Origin of the sequence: Brevundimonas bullata (assembly GCF_014207965.1) — a bacterium.
Lineage (GTDB): Bacteria > Pseudomonadota > Alphaproteobacteria > Caulobacterales > Caulobacteraceae > Brevundimonas > Brevundimonas bullata_A.
In genome coordinates this window covers 666,143-682,764 of record NZ_JACHLM010000002.1, presented here as the reverse complement: position 1 = coordinate 682,764, position 16,622 = coordinate 666,143, and the positions used below count along the sequence as shown (strand labels likewise).

The window sequence follows — 16,622 nt, the reverse complement described above, 5'->3', positions numbered from 1 at the left end:
GGGCGTTTGGCCGCCCCGGTTCTGATCCTCGACGAAACCGACTCCACCAACGCCGAGGCGCGACGCTGCGCCGAGGCGGGAGAGGTCGGGCCGCTGTGGATCGCGGCGCGACGTCAGACCGCCGGTCGTGGCCGTCGCGGGCGCAAGTGGGAGAGCGAGAGCGGCAACCTGGCCTCCAGTCTGCTGCTGCTGACGCAGAAGTCGCCTGCTGAGGCCGCGCAACTGACCTTCGCCGCCTCACTGGCGGTGGCCGACCTGCTGGACCGCTATGTCCCGCCGGCCCTGGTCACGATCAAATGGCCCAATGACGTGTTGCTGGATGGTCGCAAAACTTCGGGCATCCTGATCGAATCCGGGCCGGCGCCCGCGTTCGGGATGACGGCGGGGGGCCTGTGGCTGGCGATCGGCATCGGCGTGAACCTGAGCCGGACGCCGGGCGGCACCGAACGGCCCGCCACCTGCATCGCGGAACACCTTGGCCAGGGCGTCGCCGCCGCCCCGTCCGTCGATGAGGCGGCCCAGGCCCTGGCCGAGACCTTCGGCGTCTGGCTGGATCGCTGGATGACGTTCGGCTTCCAGCCCGTTCTCGACGCCTGGATCGCGCGAACTCCCAGTCTATATGGACCCTGCACGGCGCGGCTGACGAACGAGACCCTGACCGGCACGGCCGACGGGGTCGAGGCTGACGGATCGCTGCGTCTGAAACTGTCGGACGGATCGCTGCGCGTGATCTCGGCCGGCGACGTCTTTTTCGGAGAGGCCGCCTGATGCTGCTGGCGATCGAGCAAGGCAACACCAACACCCTGTTCGCCGTCCACGACGGCACGGAGTGGATCGCCCAGTGGCGCACTGCGACCGACGCCATGCGCACGGCCGACGAATACGCCGTCTGGCTGCACCAGTTGTTCGAGATGGGCGGGGCCAAGCTGAGCTCGGGCCTCAGCATGAAGGATCTCGACGGCTGCATCATCTCCAGCGTGGTGCCGCAGTCGATCTTCAACCTGCGCAACCTGGCGCGGCGCTATATTCATGTCGAACCCCTGGTGATCGGCGAGAACGTCAACCTCGGCATCGAGGTTCGCATCCCCAAGCCCAGCGAGGCCGGGGCCGATCGTCTGGTCAACGCCATCGGCGCGCTGCAGGTCTATGAGGGCGACCTCCTGCTGATCGACAGCGGCACGGCCACGACCTTTGACGTGGTGTCGGGCGGCGCCGAGCGGGGGCAGGGCGCCTTCGAGGGCGGACTGATCGCGCCGGGCATCAACCTGTCGCTGCAAGCCCTGCACGAGGCGGCGGCCAAGCTGCCGCGCATCGCCATTCAACGGCCCGAGGTCGTCATCGGGCGCGACACCGTCACCTCCATGCAATCCGGCGTCTTCTGGGGCTATATCGCCCTGATCGAAGGGCTGGTGGACCGCATCAAGGCCGAGTGGGGCAAGCCCATGACGGTCGTCGGCACCGGCGGCGTCGCCTCCCTCTTTGAGGGCTCTACACAATCAATCGACCGGTTCGATCCGGACCTGACCATCCGCGGCCTACTCGAAATCTGGCGGCGGAATACCCACCTTTAGGGCCATATGAAAAAATCTGACTCCAACGAACTCGTCTTCCTGCCGCTGGGCGGCTCGAACGAGATCGGCATGAACCTCAACGCCTATGGCTTCGGCCCGGCGCATGACCGCAAATGGATTCTCGTCGACGTCGGCGTGACCTTCGGCGATCCCTCCACGCCCGGCGTGGACGTGATCGTGCCCGATCCCTCCTTCCTGGAAGGCGAGACCATCCTGGGCATCGTGCTGACGCACGCCCACGAAGACCACATCGGCGCCCTGGGCTGGCTGTGGCCGCGCATTCAGGCGCCGCTGTATGCGACGCCCTTCACCGCCTATCTGATCCGTGAAAAGCTGCGCGACGCCAATATCCTCGACGACGTCGAACTGAACGAAGTGCCGCTGGGCGGCGAGGTGAACCTGGGTCCGTTCGACGTGACCTATGTGACGCTGACCCACTCGATCGCCGAGCCGAACGGTCTGGCGATCAAGACGCCGCTGGGCACGATCCTGCACACCGGCGACTGGAAGATCGACGATGATCCCGTCGTGGGCGACCGCACGGACGTGGAGGCCATCAAACGCCTCGGCGACGAGGGCGTGCTGGCCATGGTCTGCGACAGCACCAACGTCTTCGTGGAGGGCTCGGCCGGGTCCGAAGGCGATGTGAAGGTGGCGATCGCCGACCTGATCAAGGATTTGAAGGGGCGGGTCGCCGTCGGCTGCTTCGCCTCCAACGTCGCTCGGATGGACAGCGTGATCCGCGCCGCCGAGGCGGCTGGCCGTCGCGTGGCTCTGGCCGGTCGGTCCATGCACCGCATCACCGCAGCCGCCAAGTCGGTCGGCATGCTCAGCGACGTCAAACCCTTCCTCAGCGAGCAGGAAGCCCGCGTCTGGCCCGCCGACGAGATCCTGTATCTTTGCACCGGCAGCCAGGGCGAAGTCCGCGCCGCCCTGTCGCGCGTGGCCGAGGGAACCCACCCCTTCATCCGCCTGGGCAAGGGCGACCACTGCATCTTCTCGTCGCGGGTCATCCCCGGCAACGAACTGTCGATCGGCCGCCTGCAGGACAAGATGGCCGACAAGGGCGTCCGCCTCTACACCGAGAAGGACCATCCGGGCATCCACGTCTCCGGCCACCCGTGCCGTGACGAACTGCGCCAGATGTACAGCTGGGCCCGTCCGCAGATCGCGGTGCCGACCCACGGCATGCGCCGCCACCTGATGGAGCACGCCATCCTGGCCAAGGAGATGCTGGTCCCGGAAACCGTCACCCCGCGCAACGGCGACATGGTGCGTCTGGCCCCCGGACCCGCGGCCATCATCGACGAAGTGCCCTCGGGCCGTCTGTTCGTCGACGGCGGCATGCTGGTCGAGGAGGCGGGCGAGGCCCTGCGCGAGCGTAGGCACGCGGCCTCCAACGGCGTTCTGGTCGTCAGCTTCGCCATGGACAAGCGCGGCAAGATCGTCAGCGACATCGACGTGCGCGGCATCGGCCTGCCGGGCGACGAAGACCGTCCTCTGGGCGACATCCTCGATGATCTGGCCGAGCGCGCCGAACAGGCGGTGCGCAAGCTGAAGGGCGAGGCTCTGGACGATGAACTGGTGGTCGAACAGGCCGTCAGCCGCGTGCTGAAAAAGGCCAGCCAGCAGATCTGGGATCGCCGTCCCATCGTCGAAACCGTCATCCTGCGCCTGTAATGACGGACCGGCTTTATCTGCTGAACGCCGACTGGTTCGATGATCAGGGCGGGCCCTGGTACTGCCCGCCCGGCGCCCGGATCGAGGGCGTTCTGAGCCTCTATCCCCGTCTGCGGGAGCAGGTCCAGGTCACGCACCTGGACCACCCGCTTCCGCGCGCCGCCGTGGTGGCCGAGGTGGGGGAGGCCAACCAGAGCTGCCCCCTGCTGGTTCTGGATGGCGAGTTCGACTGGCCGGACGCTCAGGTCAGCGCAGAGACCGGCGCCCGCTTCCTGCAGGACGACGACATCCTGCCCTACTGGGCGGCCCGCTACGGCATCGGGCGACCGCATCCCTAACGCTGTCCTTCTCCCGATGGGAGAAGGTGGCCCGAAGGGCCGGATGAGGGTTGGCGATATCCGTCGGCGTAAGCCGCTGCGGCTGATTCCGACGGACGCCTTCTACCCTCACCCTTTCGCCTGACCAATCGCTACGCTCTTGGAGGCTCAAGCCCTCTCCCAGCGGGAGAGGGCTCTGTCTCGTCACCCGCCCAGCGTGACCTTCCGATAGTTGTCCTTGTCCAGCGCCCCGATCTCGACCGAGATCTGCGCCGGACCGTCATAGGGCTTCACCCCCGCCAGCAGCGCCGCCTGAACGGCCTCGCCCAGCGCCGTCTTCTGTTCCTGTGTCCGTCCGGTCAGGATGCGCAGGTCGCAGTGGACCATGGCCTGGGCCGGATCGCCGTCGGCGATGATCAGGTCGTCGCAGCGCACGATGCGCGTCTTGCAGGCCTGGGTCGTGGCGCCGACCACATCCACGCACAGCTGGTGGATCTCCAGCGCCAGGGCGCGCCAATCTGTCCCGTCGAAATGGGGGGAGTGTTCCAGGGTGATCTGTGGCATGAGGGCGTCCTTGTTTCGCGCCCCTCCTTAGCCTGCCGCCGTCGCGGGCGGAATGCGAAGGGCGCACGAACTGATGGATGGAATGCCCCGATGCCTCTTGGCCCCTTCACCCTGGTGGCGCTGTATCTGACCTCGTGGTGGATCGTGTTGTTCACGATCCTGCCGCTGGGCTCGTCCAAGCAGGTCGAGACGCCGCCGACCGACGGCAGCCAGTGGGGCGCGCCCGCCAATCCCCAGCTGAAGAAGAAGTTCATCACCACGACCTGGGTGTCGGCCATCGTCTGGGCCTTCATCGTCTTCATCGTCTGGACGGGGTGGATGCCGCTGCCGGACTTTTCGCGCGGACCTGCGCTCTAGCTTTCGCCCCATTCGCCCGGTTAACCTCGGGCCAGACTGATTTTGCAGAGATTCTCACATGCGCCTGTCGCGCTACTTCCTGCCGACCCTCAAAGAAGCCCCTTCCGACGCCCAGATCGTGTCGCACCAGCTGATGCTGCGCGCGGGGATGATCAAACAGGAGGCCGCCGGCATCTACGCCTGGCTGCCGCTGGGCCTGCGTGTCCTGCGCAAGATCGAAGGCATCGTGCGTCAGGAGCAGGAGCGGGCAGGGGCGGTCGAACTGCTGATGCCGACGCTGCAACTGGCCGACCTGTGGCGCGAGTCGGGGCGTTACGATGCCTACGGCCCGGAGATGCTGCGCATCACCGACCGTCATGAGCGCGAGCTGTTGTACGGACCGACCAACGAGGAAATGGTCACGGATATCTTCCGGGCCTATGTGAAGTCGTACAAGGCCCTGCCGCTGAACCTCTTCCACATCCAGTGGAAGTTCCGCGACGAGCGCCGCCCGCGCTTCGGCGTCATGCGCGGCCGCGAGTTCCTGATGAAGGACGCCTATTCCTTCGATCTGGACGAGGCCTCGGCCCGCATCGCCTACAAGCGGATGTTCGCCGCCTACCTGAACACCTTCTCGCGTCTGGGCCTGAAGGCCGTGCCGATGCGCGCCGACACCGGCCCCATCGGCGGCGACCTGAGCCACGAGTTCATCGTTCTGGCCGAGACCGGCGAGAGCGAGGTCTTCTGCGACCGCAAGCTGGTCGAGATGGACGCGCCGGGCCACAACCTCAGCGTCGAGCAGCTGGAAGGCGTGTTCGACGAGCGCACGGCTCTCTACGCCGCGACCGAGGAAATGCACGACGCGGCCCAGTTCGAGAGCCAGACCGCCGAGGGCGACCGCCTGTCGGCGCGCGGCATCGAGGTCGGTCACATCTTCTACTTCGGCACGAAATACTCGGCCCCGATGAAGGCCAAGGTCGCCGGACCGGACGGTCAGGACACCGAGGTCCACATGGGCAGCTACGGCGTCGGCGTGTCGCGTCTGATGGGGGCCATCATCGAGGCCAGCCATGACGCCGGCGGCATCATCTGGCCGGACTCGGTCGCCCCGTTCGACGTGGTGGTGATCAACCTGCGCGCCAACGACGAAGCCGTCTCGGCCGCCTGTGAAGAGGCCGTGGCCAAACTCGAAGCCCTGGGCAAGGACGTCCTCTACGACGACACCGACGAGCGTCCGGGCGGCAAGTTCGCCACCGCCGACCTGATCGGCGTGCCGTGGCAACTGACCATCGGTCCCAAGGGCCTGGCTGACGGCGTGGTCGAACTGAAGCGCCGCGCCACGGGCGAGAAGCAAACCCTGCCGCTGGACGCCGCCCTGGAGCTGCTGACGCAATGACCGACGCCGCGACGGCCTCAGCGCCGCCTGCCGTAAAGCCCGCCGGTCCCTTCTCCGCCTGGGAGATCGGACTGGCCCTTCGCTACCTGCGCGCCAAGCGCAAGGAGGGCGGGGTCGCCCTGATCGCCATCATCAGCTTCATCGGCATCATGCTGGCCGTGGCGGTGCTGATCAGCGTGATGAGCATCATGGCGGGCTTCCGCAGCGAACTGCTGGGGCGGATGCTGTCGTTCAACGGGCATATGTATGTGCAGGGGCCGGTGCTGACCTCGCCCGACCGCGAGGCGGCGCTGAAGCGTCTTAGCGATGTGCCGGGCGTGGTTTCGGTGTCGCCGCTGACGGAATCCCCGGCCATGTTCCGGGCTGGCGGTCAGATGACGGGCGGCGTCGTGCGCGGCGTGCGGCCCCAGGATCTGGCCTCGACCAAGTTCGTCTATGACAGCCTGACGCCCGAAATGCGCGCCTCCTTCGGTCAGGGGGCCTATGGCGGCGACAATATCCTGATCGGCAAGGCTTTGGCCGACCAGATGGGTCTGACCGTGGGTAGTGCCCTTTCTATCTATTCTCCGACCGGCGCCGACAGCGCCTTCGGCAATCTGGGCGGGCTGGAAAAGACCTACAGGATCGGCGGCATCTTCAGCTCCGGCACCGCCGACTTCGACCGAGCCTACATCTTCATGCCGCTGGAACAATCGCAGCTCTTCTTCGGCAAGGAAGGCGTCTGGGAGGTGATCGAGATGAAGGTCGCCGAGCCGGATCAGGTCGAGAAGATGCTAGCCCCCGTGCAACAGGCAGCCGGAGCGGGCAATGTCGTCACTGACTGGCGCACGCGCCTGGCCGCCTTCTGGGGCGCGCTGAAGGTCGAGCGTGTGGCCATGAGTATCATCCTGGGTCTGGTCGTCGCCATCGCCGCCATGAACATCATCAGCGGCATCGTCATGCTGGTGAAGAACAAGACCCGCGACATCGCCATCCTGCGCACCGTGGGGGCCAGCCCGTCGTCGATCCTGCGCATCTTCTTCGTCTCGGGCGCGGCCATCGGCATCGGCGGCACCATCGCTGGCCTGATTCTGGGTCTGCTGTTCTGCCTGAACATCGGCGCGATTCAGCACTTCCTCGAGGCTCTGCTGGGGGTCCAGCTGTTCAACGCCGACGTCTATATGCTGGACGGCATCCCGGCCCTGGTCGATCCGTGGGACGTGACCTGGGTGGCGGTCTTCTCCTTCCTCATGAGCTGCCTGGCCAGTCTGCCGCCGTCGTGGAACGCGTCGCGGATCGACCCGGTGGAGGCCCTGCGCTTTGAATAGTCCGCTGAACACCACGCCGACGCTTCGCCTGCGCGGCATCACCCGCACCTATCCGACCGCTTCCGGCGGCCTGACGGTGTTGAAGGGCGTCGACCTGGACATCATGCCGGGCGAGGTTGTCGGCCTGATCGGACCTTCGGGTTCGGGCAAGTCGAGCCTGCTGCACGCCGCCGGCCTGTTGGAGCGTCCGACCAGCGGCCAGGTCATGATCGACGGCGAGGACGTCGGCGGTCTGGACGAGCGGGCGCGCACGCGTCTGCGCCTGTCGCGGATCGGTTTCGTCTATCAATTCCACCACCTGCTGCCGGAATTTGATGCACGCGACAATGTCGCCCTGCCGATGCGCATCGCCGGTCATTCCGAGGCCGAAGCTCGCCGCCGGGCCGAGGCCCTGCTGACCAGCCTCGGTCTGGGCGAGCGCTTTACGCACCAACCAGCCCAGCTGTCGGGCGGCGAACAGCAGCGGGTCGCCATCGCCCGCTCCCTGGCCAACAGCCCGCGTCTGTTGCTGGCCGACGAGCCGACCGGCAACCTGGACCCGACCAACAGCCATGCGGTGTTTGAGTCCCTGCGCGAGTTGGCCAAGACCACGGGCGTGGCCGCCCTGATCGCCACCCACAACATGGAGCTGGCCGGCCATATGGACCGTGTCTTCGCCCTGAAGGACGGCCATCTGGAAGAACGCGCCGCGGAGGCCCAAGCCTACTGAGGCCAGCCTACTGAGACCAGGTTCGCTGATCAGCCGACGGCGGCGTCGCCCCACAGGGCGCGCAGCCTGACGCTGCGACGGCAACCGATGCGGTAGGCTTCGTACGCGGCCGGGTGTCGGCGGGCGTAGTCCTGATGCTCGGCTCCGGCGGGCCAGAAGCGCATAGCGGGATAGACCGGGGTTGTGAAGCGCGAACCCTTGGCGCCCAGCGCGGCCTGTGCCGCCGTGCGAGACGCTTGTGCGGTCGCCGTCTGGGCCTCTGTGGCATAGACCGCCGTGACATAGGACGGACCCTTGTCGCAGAACTGGCCGGTCTGATCGGTCGGATCGATGGTGCGCCAGTAGCGGTCGACCAGGGTACGATAGCTGACGACGGCGGGATCGAAGGTCACCTGCACGGCCTCGCGATAGCCGGTCCCGCCTCGGATCACCTGCTCATAGGTCGGGTTGGGTCGCGTGCCGCCGACAAAGCCCGACACCGCCGAGCGCACGCCGCGCAGGCCGTCGAACGCCTTTTCGCTGGACCAGAAACAGCCGCCGGCGAAGACCGCCGTCTGATAGCCCGGCGGCACGGGCTCCAGCGGCGCGGCGCTGGCGGGCGCTTCGCTGGGCGAGCAGGCCGCCGTCAGAATCAGGCCGATGAGAGGCAGAAGGCGCGACATAGGACACTCCCGGTCATTCCCTTCAACATACGCGCAAGCCGGGAAGACGGATGGCTGTGTGCATTTGAGGGGTCTTGCAATGAGAACAAACCGGGAATATAGAACGTTTCAGGAACACGCTAACTGGGGATAAGCCGATGTCGCGTTGGGTGAGGGATATGCTGTCGCTTGCGTCGTGCGGCGGCTTCGTCTGGATGATCTGGCAGGCGTCTTTCCTGGTGACGTGATCGCCGCATCGACTCCCTGCATGATCAAACTTCGGCCGTGCGGCGGTCGGATATGAGAGGTCCCGGTTTTCGGGATCAGCGGAGTAGATTTTGGCGGAAGCGGCGAACAGTCAGGGTTTTGTCCATCTGCGGGTCCGCAGCGCCTATTCCCTGCTGGAAGGGGCGATCAAGGCCAGCAAGATCGGCAAGATGGCTGCGGACGCGGGCATGCCCGCCGTCGCCGTGGCCGACCGCGCCAATCTGTTCGGCGCCCTTGAATTCAGCCAGACCGCCAAGGACGCGGGCGTACAGCCCATCGTCGCCTGCGCCTTGCCTGTGCTGGGCATCGGCGGCCAGGTCGCCGAGCGTTGGGCCAAGACCTCGACCGTGGTCCTGCTGGTCCAGAACGAGCAGGGCTGGCTCAACCTGTGCGCCCTGTCGTCCGCCGCCTATCTTGATGCGGGCGAGATGTCGGAGCCGGGCGTGCCCTGGGCGCAGGTTGTGGATAAGTCCGAGGGGCTGATCCTGCTGTCCGGCGGTCCCGACGGCCCGATCGACCCTCTGTTCGTCCAGAACAAGCGCGATGATGCGCTATCTTCTCTCGAAGAGATGAAGCGCGTCTTCGGTGATCGTTTCTACGTAGAGTTGCAGCGCCACGGTCTGCCGCAGGAGCCGGTCGCCGAGCGTGGCCTGGTCGACTGGGCCTACGCCAACGACGTGCCTTTGGTCGCCACCAACGACGTCTATTACGCCAAGGCCGCGCAGGCGAAGTCGCACGACGCCTTGCTGTGCATTTCCGACGGCGCCTTCACCGGCCAGGAAGACCGTCGCCGCATCACCGGGGAGCACTGGTTCAAGACGGCGGAGGCCATGCGCCAGCTGTTCGCGGACCTGCCCGAGGCTTGCGACAACACCATCGACATCGCGCGCCGCTGCGCCTTCCTGGTGCCCACGCGCGCGCCCATCCTGCCCCGCTTCGACACCGGCGCCGGTCGTTCCGAGCCCGACGAACTGGCGCACCAGGCGCGCGAGGGGCTTAAGGCCCGCCTGCAACAGGTCACGCCCGCCGCCCCGGAAGAAGAATACTGGACCCGCCTCGAATGGGAGGTCGGGATCATTCAGCAGATGGGGTTCCCCGGCTACTTCCTGATCGTGGCCGACTTCATCAAGTGGGCCAAGCTGCACGGCATTCCGGTCGGACCGGGGCGGGGCTCCGGCGCCGGCTCTCTGGTGGCCTGGTCGCTGACCATCACCGATCTGGACCCCTTGCGGTTCGGCCTGCTGTTCGAGCGCTTCCTGAACCCAGAACGGGTCTCCATGCCCGACTTCGACATCGACTTCTGCCAGGAGCGGCGGGAAGAGGTGATCGACTATGTGCAGGACCACTACGGCAAGGACCGGGTGGCCCAGATCATAACCTTCGGCACCCTGCAGGCGCGCGCCGTGCTGCGCGACGTCGGCCGGGTGCTGCAGATGCCGCTGGGCCAGGTGGACCGGCTCTGCAAGATGGTGCCGAACAACCCGGCTAACCCGGTGACTTTGGCGCAAGCGATTGATCTGGAGCCGCGGCTGAAGGAGGCGCGCGACGCCGAACCGGCGGTGCGGACCCTGTTGGAGACGGCGCTGGAACTGGAGGGGCTGTACCGCAACGCCTCTACCCACGCCGCCGGCATCGTCATCGGCGACCGACCGCTGACCGAACTGGTGCCGCTGTATCAGGACCCGCGCTCGACCATTCCGGCCAGCCAGTTCAACATGAAGTGGGTCGAGCCGGCGGGCCTGGTCAAGTTCGACTTCCTCGGCCTGAAGACCCTGACGGTGCTGGACCGGGCGCGGGAGTATCTGGAGCGGCGCGGCGCGGCGCCGGAATGGAACCTGCTGCCGCTGGACGACGCGAAGACCTATGAACTGATGGCCTCGGGCCAGACGGTCGGGGTGTTCCAGCTGGAATCCCAGGGCATGCGTGACACCCTGCGCAAGATGCGCTGCGGCTCCATCGAAGAAATCACCGCCCTGATCTCCCTCTATCGGCCGGGGCCCATGGAGATGATCGACACCTATATCGACCGGAAGTTCGGCCGGGCCGAGGTGGACTATCTGCACCCGTCCCTGACCGAGGTTCTGACCGAGACCTACGGCGTCATCATCTATCAGGAACAGGTGATGAAGATCGCCCAGGTCCTGGCGGGCTACAGCCTGGGTGAAGCCGACCTTCTGCGCCGCGCCATGGGCAAGAAGAAGAAGGAGGAGATGGATTTCCAGCGCCTTCGCTTCGTCAAGGGCGCGTCCGAGAAGTCCGTACCGGAGGCGCAGTCCGGTTCGATCTTCGACCTGGTGGCCAAGTTCGCGGGCTATGGCTTCAACAAGTCGCACGCCGCCGCCTATGCCCTGATCTCGTTCCAGACGGGCTGGCTGAAGGCCAATCATCCGGTCGAGTTCTTCGCGGCTTCCATGAGCCTCGACCTTTCGAACACTGACAAGCTGGCGGTCTTCTATCAGGACTGCCGTCGCTTCGAGGTGCCGGTCCTGGCCCCTGACATCAACCGATCCTCGGCCGACTTCGACGTGCAGTGGAAGGACGGGCAGGGCAGCGTCCTCTATGCTCTGGGCGCCATCCGCAACGTGGGTCTGGAGGCGATGAAGCACGTCGTCGAGGTGCGCGAGACGGGCGGACCGTTCGTCGACCTGTTCGACTTCCTGGAACGGGTTGATCCCAAGGCGGTCAACAAGCGGGCGCTTGAAGGGCTGGCCAAGGCGGGCGCCTTTGACAGCCTCAACCCCAACCGCCGGCAGTTGTTCGAACAGGCCGACATCCTGATCGCCTATTGCCAGAGCGTGGCCGCAGAACGGGCCTCGTCGCAGGTCAGCCTGTTCGGGGCGGATCAGGCGGGGGCCTCGCGTCCGCGTCTGCGCAGCGTCGAGCCCTGGGCCGGGCCGGACAAGCTGGATTATGAGCTCTCGGCGGTCGGCTTCTACCTGTCGGGTCACCCGCTGGAGGACCTGATGCCGGCGTTGCGGCGCAAGCGCGTGACCTTTGTTGCCGAGGCGCAGGGCCTGGCCGAGGCCGGGCACGAAGCCTTCATGATGGCGGGCGTCGTGCGCCGTCGTCAGGAGCGGGCCAGCGCCAAGAGCGGCGAGAAGTTCGCCTTTGTCACCTTCTCGGACCCGACAGGCGAGTTCGAATGCCTGTTCCCGCCGGAACAACTGCGGCGTTGCCGCGATATCCTGGAGGTCGGGACCTCGGTTCTGGTCAAGGTGCGTGCCAAGTCGGCGGACGGCGAGGTGCGCTTCTTTGGCGACGACGCCAGCCAGATGGAGACCTTGCTGGACGACACCCAGATCGGGCTGCGGGTGGTGCTGTCGGCGCAGTCGGCGGACGCCGAGGCGCTGAAGGCGCGACTGGACCGGGCGCGGGCGCAAGGGAAGGGCGGCGAGGTCTGGCTGCAGGCGACGCTGGGCGGTCGCACCGAGGTCGAGATCAAGCTGCCGGGGCGCTATCGCCTGGACGCGGCCCTGCGCGGGGCGCTGAAGTCGGCGCCTGGCGTGATCATTCTGGAGGATGCGTGATGAACGAGGGACAGATGGTGCGGCATGCGCGCGGAACATTCGATGTCGTCATCACCCCGGTTCAGCCGGCGGAAGGAGCGGCGTCGGACGCACCGGGCCGGATGCTGTTGGCCAAGACCTTTCATGGGGATCTGATCGGAACCGCCGCCGGCGAAATGCTGGCGACCATGAGCCCCGAGAGATCAGGCGCCTATGTGGCGCTCGACCGGGTGCGCGGCGTCATCGACGGTCGCGAAGGGGCATTCACCCTGGTGCATCGGGGTCTGATGGATCGAGGCGCGCAGGAACTGCTGATCACCATCGTGCCGGGGTCGGGGGCAGGAGATCTGACTGGGATCGCCGGGGTCTTTCACCTGACCATCACGGACGGTGTTCACAACTACGATCTGGAATACAGTCTGCCGACATCCTGAAGGAGGATCGACCATGGCCGTGCATAAGGGTTCCTGCCACTGCGGCGCAGTGGCCTATGAGGTCGAGGTCGGGCTGGAGGGCCTGATCGAGTGCAATTGCTCGCACTGCTATCGCAAAGGCTTCGTTCTTGCCTTCGCGCCGCGCGCCGCTTTTCAGCTGATGGCGGGCGAGGAGGCCACAACCTCCTACTTCTTCAACCAGCACAAGATCGACCATCGCTTCTGCAAGACCTGCGGCGTTCAGCCGTTCGGTTACGGCGTGGCGCCGGACGGGTCCGAGGTGGCGGCGATCAATGTGCGGACGCTGACGGACGTGGAGCCCTGGGGCTGGACCGCCAAGCGGGTGGACGGGCGCAGCTTCTGACTGATTGGCTTGCCTTTTCCGTTCAATCCGCCTAGAGAGCGCGCGCACTTCGCACGTGGGCGTGGCGCGGTCCGGGGAGACATCCCGGCCTGCACCGTTCCGAGGGACCGCAGGTCCTTTTACTCGCCCACGCTAGGTTTGATCGGAAAAAGGACACCACGATCATGGCACTGCCAGAATTCTCGATGCGTACGCTGCTGGAAGCCGGCGCTCACTTCGGTCACCAGACGCACCGCTGGAACCCGAAGATGGACCGCTACATCTTCGGCTCGCGCTCGAACATCCACATCATCGACCTGTCGCAGACGATGCCGCTGTTCCACCAGGCTCTGGTGGCTGTGCGTGACGTCGCCGCCAAGGGCGGTCGCGTTCTGTTCGTCGGCACCAAGCGTCAGGCTGCTGGCCCGGTGGCTGAAGCCGCCACGCGCTGCGCTCAATACTACATGAACAACCGCTGGCTCGGCGGCACGCTGACCAACTGGCGCACCGTCTCGGGCTCGATCGCTCGTCTGCGTGAACTGGAAGGCCTGCTGGCCAACGGCGGCGAAGGCCGCGTCAAGAAAGAACTGCTGACGCTGCAGCGCGAGAAGGACAAGCTTGAGCTGTCGCTGGGCGGCATCAAGGACATGGGTTCGATCCCGGACATCATGTTCGTGATCGACACCAACAAGGAAGCGATCGCGATCCAGGAAGCTCGCAAGCTGAACATTCCGATCATCGCTATCCTGGACACCAACTCGGATCCGGACGGCATCACCTACCCGGTCCCGGGCAATGACGACGCCGCCCGCGCCATCCAGACCTACTGCGACCTGATCGCCGATGCCGTCCTGGACGGTCTGGCTGCCGGCGCTTCGGCCTCGGGCATCGACCTGGGCGCTTCGGAAGCTCCGGTTGAGCCCATGCTGCGTGAAGCCGCTGCCGCTCCGGTTGAAGCCGAAGTTGCTCCGGCCGGTACGGAAGCTGTAGCCGCAGAAATGCTGGCGACTGAAGAAAAGGCCGAGGGCTAAGACGCTCTCCAGGCCCGGTCGGTGATCGGGCCTACCGCTAAACTGACATGCGGCCGGGCTATTCAAGCCCGGCCGCTCATCTGATTTTCCAGGAGACTGAACATGGCCGAGATCACTGCCGCCCTCGTGAAGGAACTTCGCGAGCGTTCGGGCGTCGGCATGATGGACTGCAAGAAGGCGCTGGTCGAAAACGACGGCAACATCGAAGCATCGATCGACTGGCTGCGCGCCAAGGGCCTGTCCAAGGCCGCCAAGAAGGCTGACCGCGTCGCCGCTGAAGGCCTGGTCGCCGTCGCTTCGAAGGAAGACGGCAAGGGTGAAGTCGCCGCCGCGATCGAATTCAACGCCGAAACCGACTTCGTCGCCCGTAACGACCTGTTCCAGAACGCCGCCAAGTCGTTCGCTCAGCACGGCCTGGACCACCACTCGGTCGAAGCCCTGCACGGCGCCGAACTGGAAGCCGGCAAGACGATCCAGGACGAAGTGACGAACATGATCGCCACCATCGGCGAGAACATGCAGCTGCGTCGCGCCGCCCGCCTGTCGGTGTCGGAAGGCGTCGTCGCCACCTACGTCCACAACGCTGTCTCGCCGGGCCTCGGCCGCATCGGCGTGCTGGTGGCTCTGGAAGGCGAGGGCGACAAGACTGCTCTGCGCGAACTGGGCCGCAAGATCGCCATGCACGTCGCCGCCACGGCGCCGCTGTCGCTGAACACCGACGACCTGGACCCGGCCGCCATCGAGAAGGAACGTACGGTCCTGACCGAAAAGGCCAAGGAAGAAGGCCGTCCGGAAAACATGATCGAGAAGATCGTGGAAGGTCAGATCAACAAGTTCCAGAAGGACGTGGTGCTGTCGAAGCAGCCGTTCGTGATGGACCCGGACGTGACCATCGAACAACTGGTCGCCAACTCGGCCAAGGAACTCGGCTCCTCGAACCTCAAGCTGGCCGGCTTCGTCCGTCTGGCTCTGGGCGAAGGCGTCGAGAAGGTTGAGGCTCTTGATTTCGCGGCCGAAGTGGCCTCGATGACGGGCGGCAACTAACACCGAAGTTTCTTCCTGAAAGGGAAGAATTTTCAAAAGGGCGCGTTCGGCTTTGATGGCTGACGCGCCCTTCGTCTATGATGAACCGCCGATTCACCTCGCGCGGATGCCTAACCCCAGTATCCACGGACCCAGACCCATGCCCGACGCCCCTTCCGAGTTCCGATATAAGCGCGTCCTGCTCAAGGTCTCGGGCGAGGTCCTGATGGGCGATCAAGCCTACGGCATCGACATGAAGACCGTCGACGTCGTGGCGGCGGCTGTAGCCCAGGTGGCGCGCGAAGGCGTCGAGATCTGCCTGGTCATCGGCGGCGGCAACATCTTCCGCGGCCTGTCGAAGGCCGCTGAAGGCATGGACCGCGCCAACGCCGACTACATGGGCATGCTGGCCACCATCATGAACGCCATGGCCATGCAGGGCGCGCTCGAGAAGATCGGCGTCGATACGCGGGTCCAGAGCGCCATTCCCATGGCCGCCATCGCCGAACCCTACATCCGTCGCCGCGCCATGCGGCATCTGGAAAAGGGCCGGGTGGTGATTTTCGCCGCCGGCGTGGGCGCGCCCTTCTTCACGACCGACTCGGGGGCCGCGTTGCGCGCCGCCGAAATGGGCTGCGACGCCCTTTTGAAGGGGACCAGCGTGGACGGCGTCTATACCGCCGACCCCAAGAAGGATGCGACCGCCACCCGTTACGAGACGTTGACCTATCAGGAAGTCCTGGCCAAGGACCTGCGCGTCATGGACGCCTCGGCCATCGCCCTGATGCGCGACAGCGACATTCCCATCGTTGTCTTCTCTATCCAGGAAGAAGACTCGCTGCGCCGGACGCTGCGCGGCGAGGGCACTTTCACCGTCATTACCAACAAGGCCGCTTAAGCGGCTCTCGACCCGAACGACAGACCAAGGACAATCACCATGGCCAAGCCCGACCTCAAGACCTATCGCGACCGGATGGAAAAAGCCGTCGCCTCGCTGAAGGAAGATTTCGGCGGTCTGCGCACGGGTCGGGCCAACTCGGGTCTGCTGGATCCGGTTCAGGTCGAAGCCTACGGCACCAGCTCGCCGCTGAACGCTGTGGCCGCCATCAGCGTGCCTGAACCGCGCATGATCTCGGTCAGCGTCTGGGACAAGGGCATGGTGGGGCCGGTCGAGAAGGCCATTCGCGCCGCCGGCCTGGGCCTGAACCCGATCGTCGACGGCCAGACCCTGCGCATTCCGGTGCCGCCGCTGACCGAAGAGCGCCGCAAGGACCTGGTCAAGCTGGCCGGCAAGTACGCCGAACAGCAGAAGATCGCTGTGCGCAACGTGCGTCGTGACGCCAACGACGACCTGAAAAAGGCCGAGAAGGCGACTGAGATCAGCCAGGACGAACAGAAGAAGATGGAAGCCGAGGTCCAGAAGGACACGGACGCCGCCATCAAGAAGATCGACGAGGCCTTGAAGGTCAAGGAAGTCGAGATCATGCAGGTCTGACG

At 65.7% G+C, this 16,622-nt stretch carries 17 protein-coding genes; 15 read left to right on the top strand and 2 right to left on the bottom strand.

Going from position 1 to position 16,622, the window contains the following annotated elements; genetic code table 11:
• Positions 1-6: 6 nt before the first annotated feature.
• From HNP51_RS07885 to HNP51_RS07870, 4 genes are read left to right on the top strand one after another with little or no spacing between them, the layout of a single operon-like run.
• On the top strand, positions 7-768 hold the full coding sequence (locus HNP51_RS07885) for a biotin--[acetyl-CoA-carboxylase] ligase (RefSeq protein ID WP_184268784.1): 762 nt from the start codon (positions 7-9) through the stop codon (positions 766-768).
• The gene (locus HNP51_RS07880; protein WP_178826935.1) at positions 765-1,571 is read left to right on the top strand and encodes a type III pantothenate kinase; all 807 of its coding nucleotides are present in this window, start codon (positions 765-767) and stop codon (positions 1,569-1,571) included. Before HNP51_RS07885 ends, HNP51_RS07880 begins: the two co-directional genes overlap by 4 nt.
• A 6-nt stretch (positions 1,572-1,577) precedes the next feature.
• Complete coding sequence (locus HNP51_RS07875; protein ID WP_184268782.1) at positions 1,578-3,251, top strand: ribonuclease J; 1,674 nt, start codon at positions 1,578-1,580, stop codon at positions 3,249-3,251.
• Complete coding sequence (locus HNP51_RS07870; RefSeq protein ID WP_184268779.1) at positions 3,251-3,589, top strand: DUF3088 family protein; 339 nt, start codon at positions 3,251-3,253, stop codon at positions 3,587-3,589. Before HNP51_RS07875 ends, HNP51_RS07870 begins: the two co-directional genes overlap by 1 nt.
• A gap of 183 nt (positions 3,590-3,772) precedes the next feature.
• Here HNP51_RS07870 and HNP51_RS07865 read toward each other — a convergent pair whose 3' ends face one another.
• Positions 3,773-4,132 (bottom strand): 5-carboxymethyl-2-hydroxymuconate Delta-isomerase, encoded by a 360-nt coding sequence (locus tag HNP51_RS07865; RefSeq protein ID WP_184268777.1) that lies wholly within the window; start codon positions 4,130-4,132, stop codon positions 3,773-3,775.
• 90 nt (positions 4,133-4,222) lie between these two features.
• Here HNP51_RS07865 and HNP51_RS07860 point away from each other — a divergent pair, with 90 nt between their 5' ends.
• Genes HNP51_RS07860 through HNP51_RS07845 form a run of 4 tightly spaced genes read left to right on the top strand, consistent with a single transcriptional unit; the run spans position 4,223 to position 7,880 of the window.
• Positions 4,223-4,489 (top strand): DUF1467 family protein, encoded by a 267-nt coding sequence (locus tag HNP51_RS07860; protein ID WP_178826887.1) that lies wholly within the window; start codon positions 4,223-4,225, stop codon positions 4,487-4,489.
• A 58-nt stretch (positions 4,490-4,547) separates the two neighbouring features.
• A complete protein-coding gene (gene proS / locus HNP51_RS07855) occupies positions 4,548-5,864 on the top strand; it encodes a proline--tRNA ligase (RefSeq protein WP_184268775.1) in 1,317 nt (438 codons plus the stop codon).
• A complete protein-coding gene (locus HNP51_RS07850; RefSeq protein ID WP_184268773.1) occupies positions 5,861-7,171 on the top strand; it encodes a lipoprotein-releasing ABC transporter permease subunit in 1,311 nt (436 codons plus the stop codon). The genes proS and HNP51_RS07850 overlap by 4 nt, the downstream gene beginning before the upstream one ends.
• The gene (locus tag HNP51_RS07845) at positions 7,164-7,880 is read left to right on the top strand and encodes an ABC transporter ATP-binding protein (protein ID WP_260398382.1); all 717 of its coding nucleotides are present in this window, start codon (positions 7,164-7,166) and stop codon (positions 7,878-7,880) included. The genes HNP51_RS07850 and HNP51_RS07845 overlap by 8 nt, the downstream gene beginning before the upstream one ends.
• A gap of 29 nt (positions 7,881-7,909) precedes the next feature.
• Here the strand turns inward: HNP51_RS07845 and msrA are convergent, their stop codons facing one another.
• Positions 7,910-8,542, bottom strand: a complete 633-nt coding sequence (gene msrA / locus HNP51_RS07840) for a peptide-methionine (S)-S-oxide reductase MsrA (RefSeq protein WP_184268771.1) — start codon at positions 8,540-8,542, stop codon at positions 7,910-7,912.
• A 317-nt stretch (positions 8,543-8,859) separates the two neighbouring features.
• On the opposite strand from msrA, the gene dnaE reads away from it, so the two are divergent.
• From dnaE to frr, 7 genes are all read left to right on the top strand, one after another.
• Entirely contained in the window at positions 8,860-12,315 is a 3,456-nt protein-coding gene (gene dnaE, locus HNP51_RS07835) for a DNA polymerase III subunit alpha (protein WP_184268769.1), read from the top strand.
• Positions 12,315-12,728 (top strand): DUF3224 domain-containing protein, encoded by a 414-nt coding sequence (locus tag HNP51_RS07830; protein WP_260398381.1) that lies wholly within the window; start codon positions 12,315-12,317, stop codon positions 12,726-12,728. The genes dnaE and HNP51_RS07830 overlap by 1 nt, the downstream gene beginning before the upstream one ends.
• A gap of 13 nt (positions 12,729-12,741) precedes the next feature.
• Positions 12,742-13,092, top strand: a complete 351-nt coding sequence (locus tag HNP51_RS07825) for a GFA family protein (protein WP_184268767.1) — start codon at positions 12,742-12,744, stop codon at positions 13,090-13,092.
• Positions 13,093-13,256: 164 nt separating this feature from the next.
• A complete protein-coding gene (rpsB, locus tag HNP51_RS07820; protein WP_184268765.1) occupies positions 13,257-14,102 on the top strand; it encodes a 30S ribosomal protein S2 in 846 nt (281 codons plus the stop codon).
• Positions 14,103-14,204: 102 nt separating this feature from the next.
• Positions 14,205-15,146, top strand: coding sequence for a translation elongation factor Ts (gene tsf / locus HNP51_RS07815; protein WP_184268763.1), 942 nt, complete (start codon positions 14,205-14,207; stop codon positions 15,144-15,146).
• Positions 15,147-15,285: 139 nt separating this feature from the next.
• Positions 15,286-16,023 (top strand): UMP kinase, encoded by a 738-nt coding sequence (gene pyrH, locus HNP51_RS07810; RefSeq protein WP_184268761.1) that lies wholly within the window; start codon positions 15,286-15,288, stop codon positions 16,021-16,023.
• A 39-nt stretch (positions 16,024-16,062) separates the two neighbouring features.
• Positions 16,063-16,620 carry a ribosome recycling factor gene (gene frr, locus HNP51_RS07805; protein WP_184268759.1) on the top strand — a complete coding sequence of 186 codons (558 nt, stop codon included), beginning with the start codon at positions 16,063-16,065 and terminating at the stop codon, positions 16,618-16,620.
• The last annotated feature ends 2 nt before the right edge of the window (positions 16,621-16,622 follow it).

Bases quoted from the DNA above. Each gene is read 5' to 3' on its own strand.
- HNP51_RS07875 (WP_184268782.1), top strand. From the start codon at position 1,578: ATGAAAAAATCTGACTCCAACGAACTCGTCTTCCTGCCGCTGGGCGGC.
- HNP51_RS07870 (WP_184268779.1), top strand. From the start codon at position 3,251: ATGACGGACCGGCTTTATCTGCTGAACGCCGACTGGTTCGATGATCAG.
- HNP51_RS07865 (WP_184268777.1), bottom strand. From the start codon at position 4,132: ATGCCACAGATCACCCTGGAACACTCCCCCCATTTCGACGGGACAGAT.
- HNP51_RS07860 (WP_178826887.1), top strand. From the start codon at position 4,223: ATGCCTCTTGGCCCCTTCACCCTGGTGGCGCTGTATCTGACCTCGTGG.
- proS (WP_184268775.1), top strand. From the start codon at position 4,548: ATGCGCCTGTCGCGCTACTTCCTGCCGACCCTCAAAGAAGCCCCTTCC.
- HNP51_RS07850 (WP_184268773.1), top strand. From the start codon at position 5,861: ATGACCGACGCCGCGACGGCCTCAGCGCCGCCTGCCGTAAAGCCCGCC.
- msrA (WP_184268771.1), bottom strand. From the start codon at position 8,542: ATGTCGCGCCTTCTGCCTCTCATCGGCCTGATTCTGACGGCGGCCTGC.
- HNP51_RS07830 (WP_260398381.1), top strand. From the start codon at position 12,315: ATGAACGAGGGACAGATGGTGCGGCATGCGCGCGGAACATTCGATGTC.
- HNP51_RS07825 (WP_184268767.1), top strand. From the start codon at position 12,742: ATGGCCGTGCATAAGGGTTCCTGCCACTGCGGCGCAGTGGCCTATGAG.
- rpsB (WP_184268765.1), top strand. From the start codon at position 13,257: ATGGCACTGCCAGAATTCTCGATGCGTACGCTGCTGGAAGCCGGCGCT.
- tsf (WP_184268763.1), top strand. From the start codon at position 14,205: ATGGCCGAGATCACTGCCGCCCTCGTGAAGGAACTTCGCGAGCGTTCG.
- pyrH (WP_184268761.1), top strand. From the start codon at position 15,286: ATGCCCGACGCCCCTTCCGAGTTCCGATATAAGCGCGTCCTGCTCAAG.
- frr (WP_184268759.1), top strand. From the start codon at position 16,063: ATGGCCAAGCCCGACCTCAAGACCTATCGCGACCGGATGGAAAAAGCC.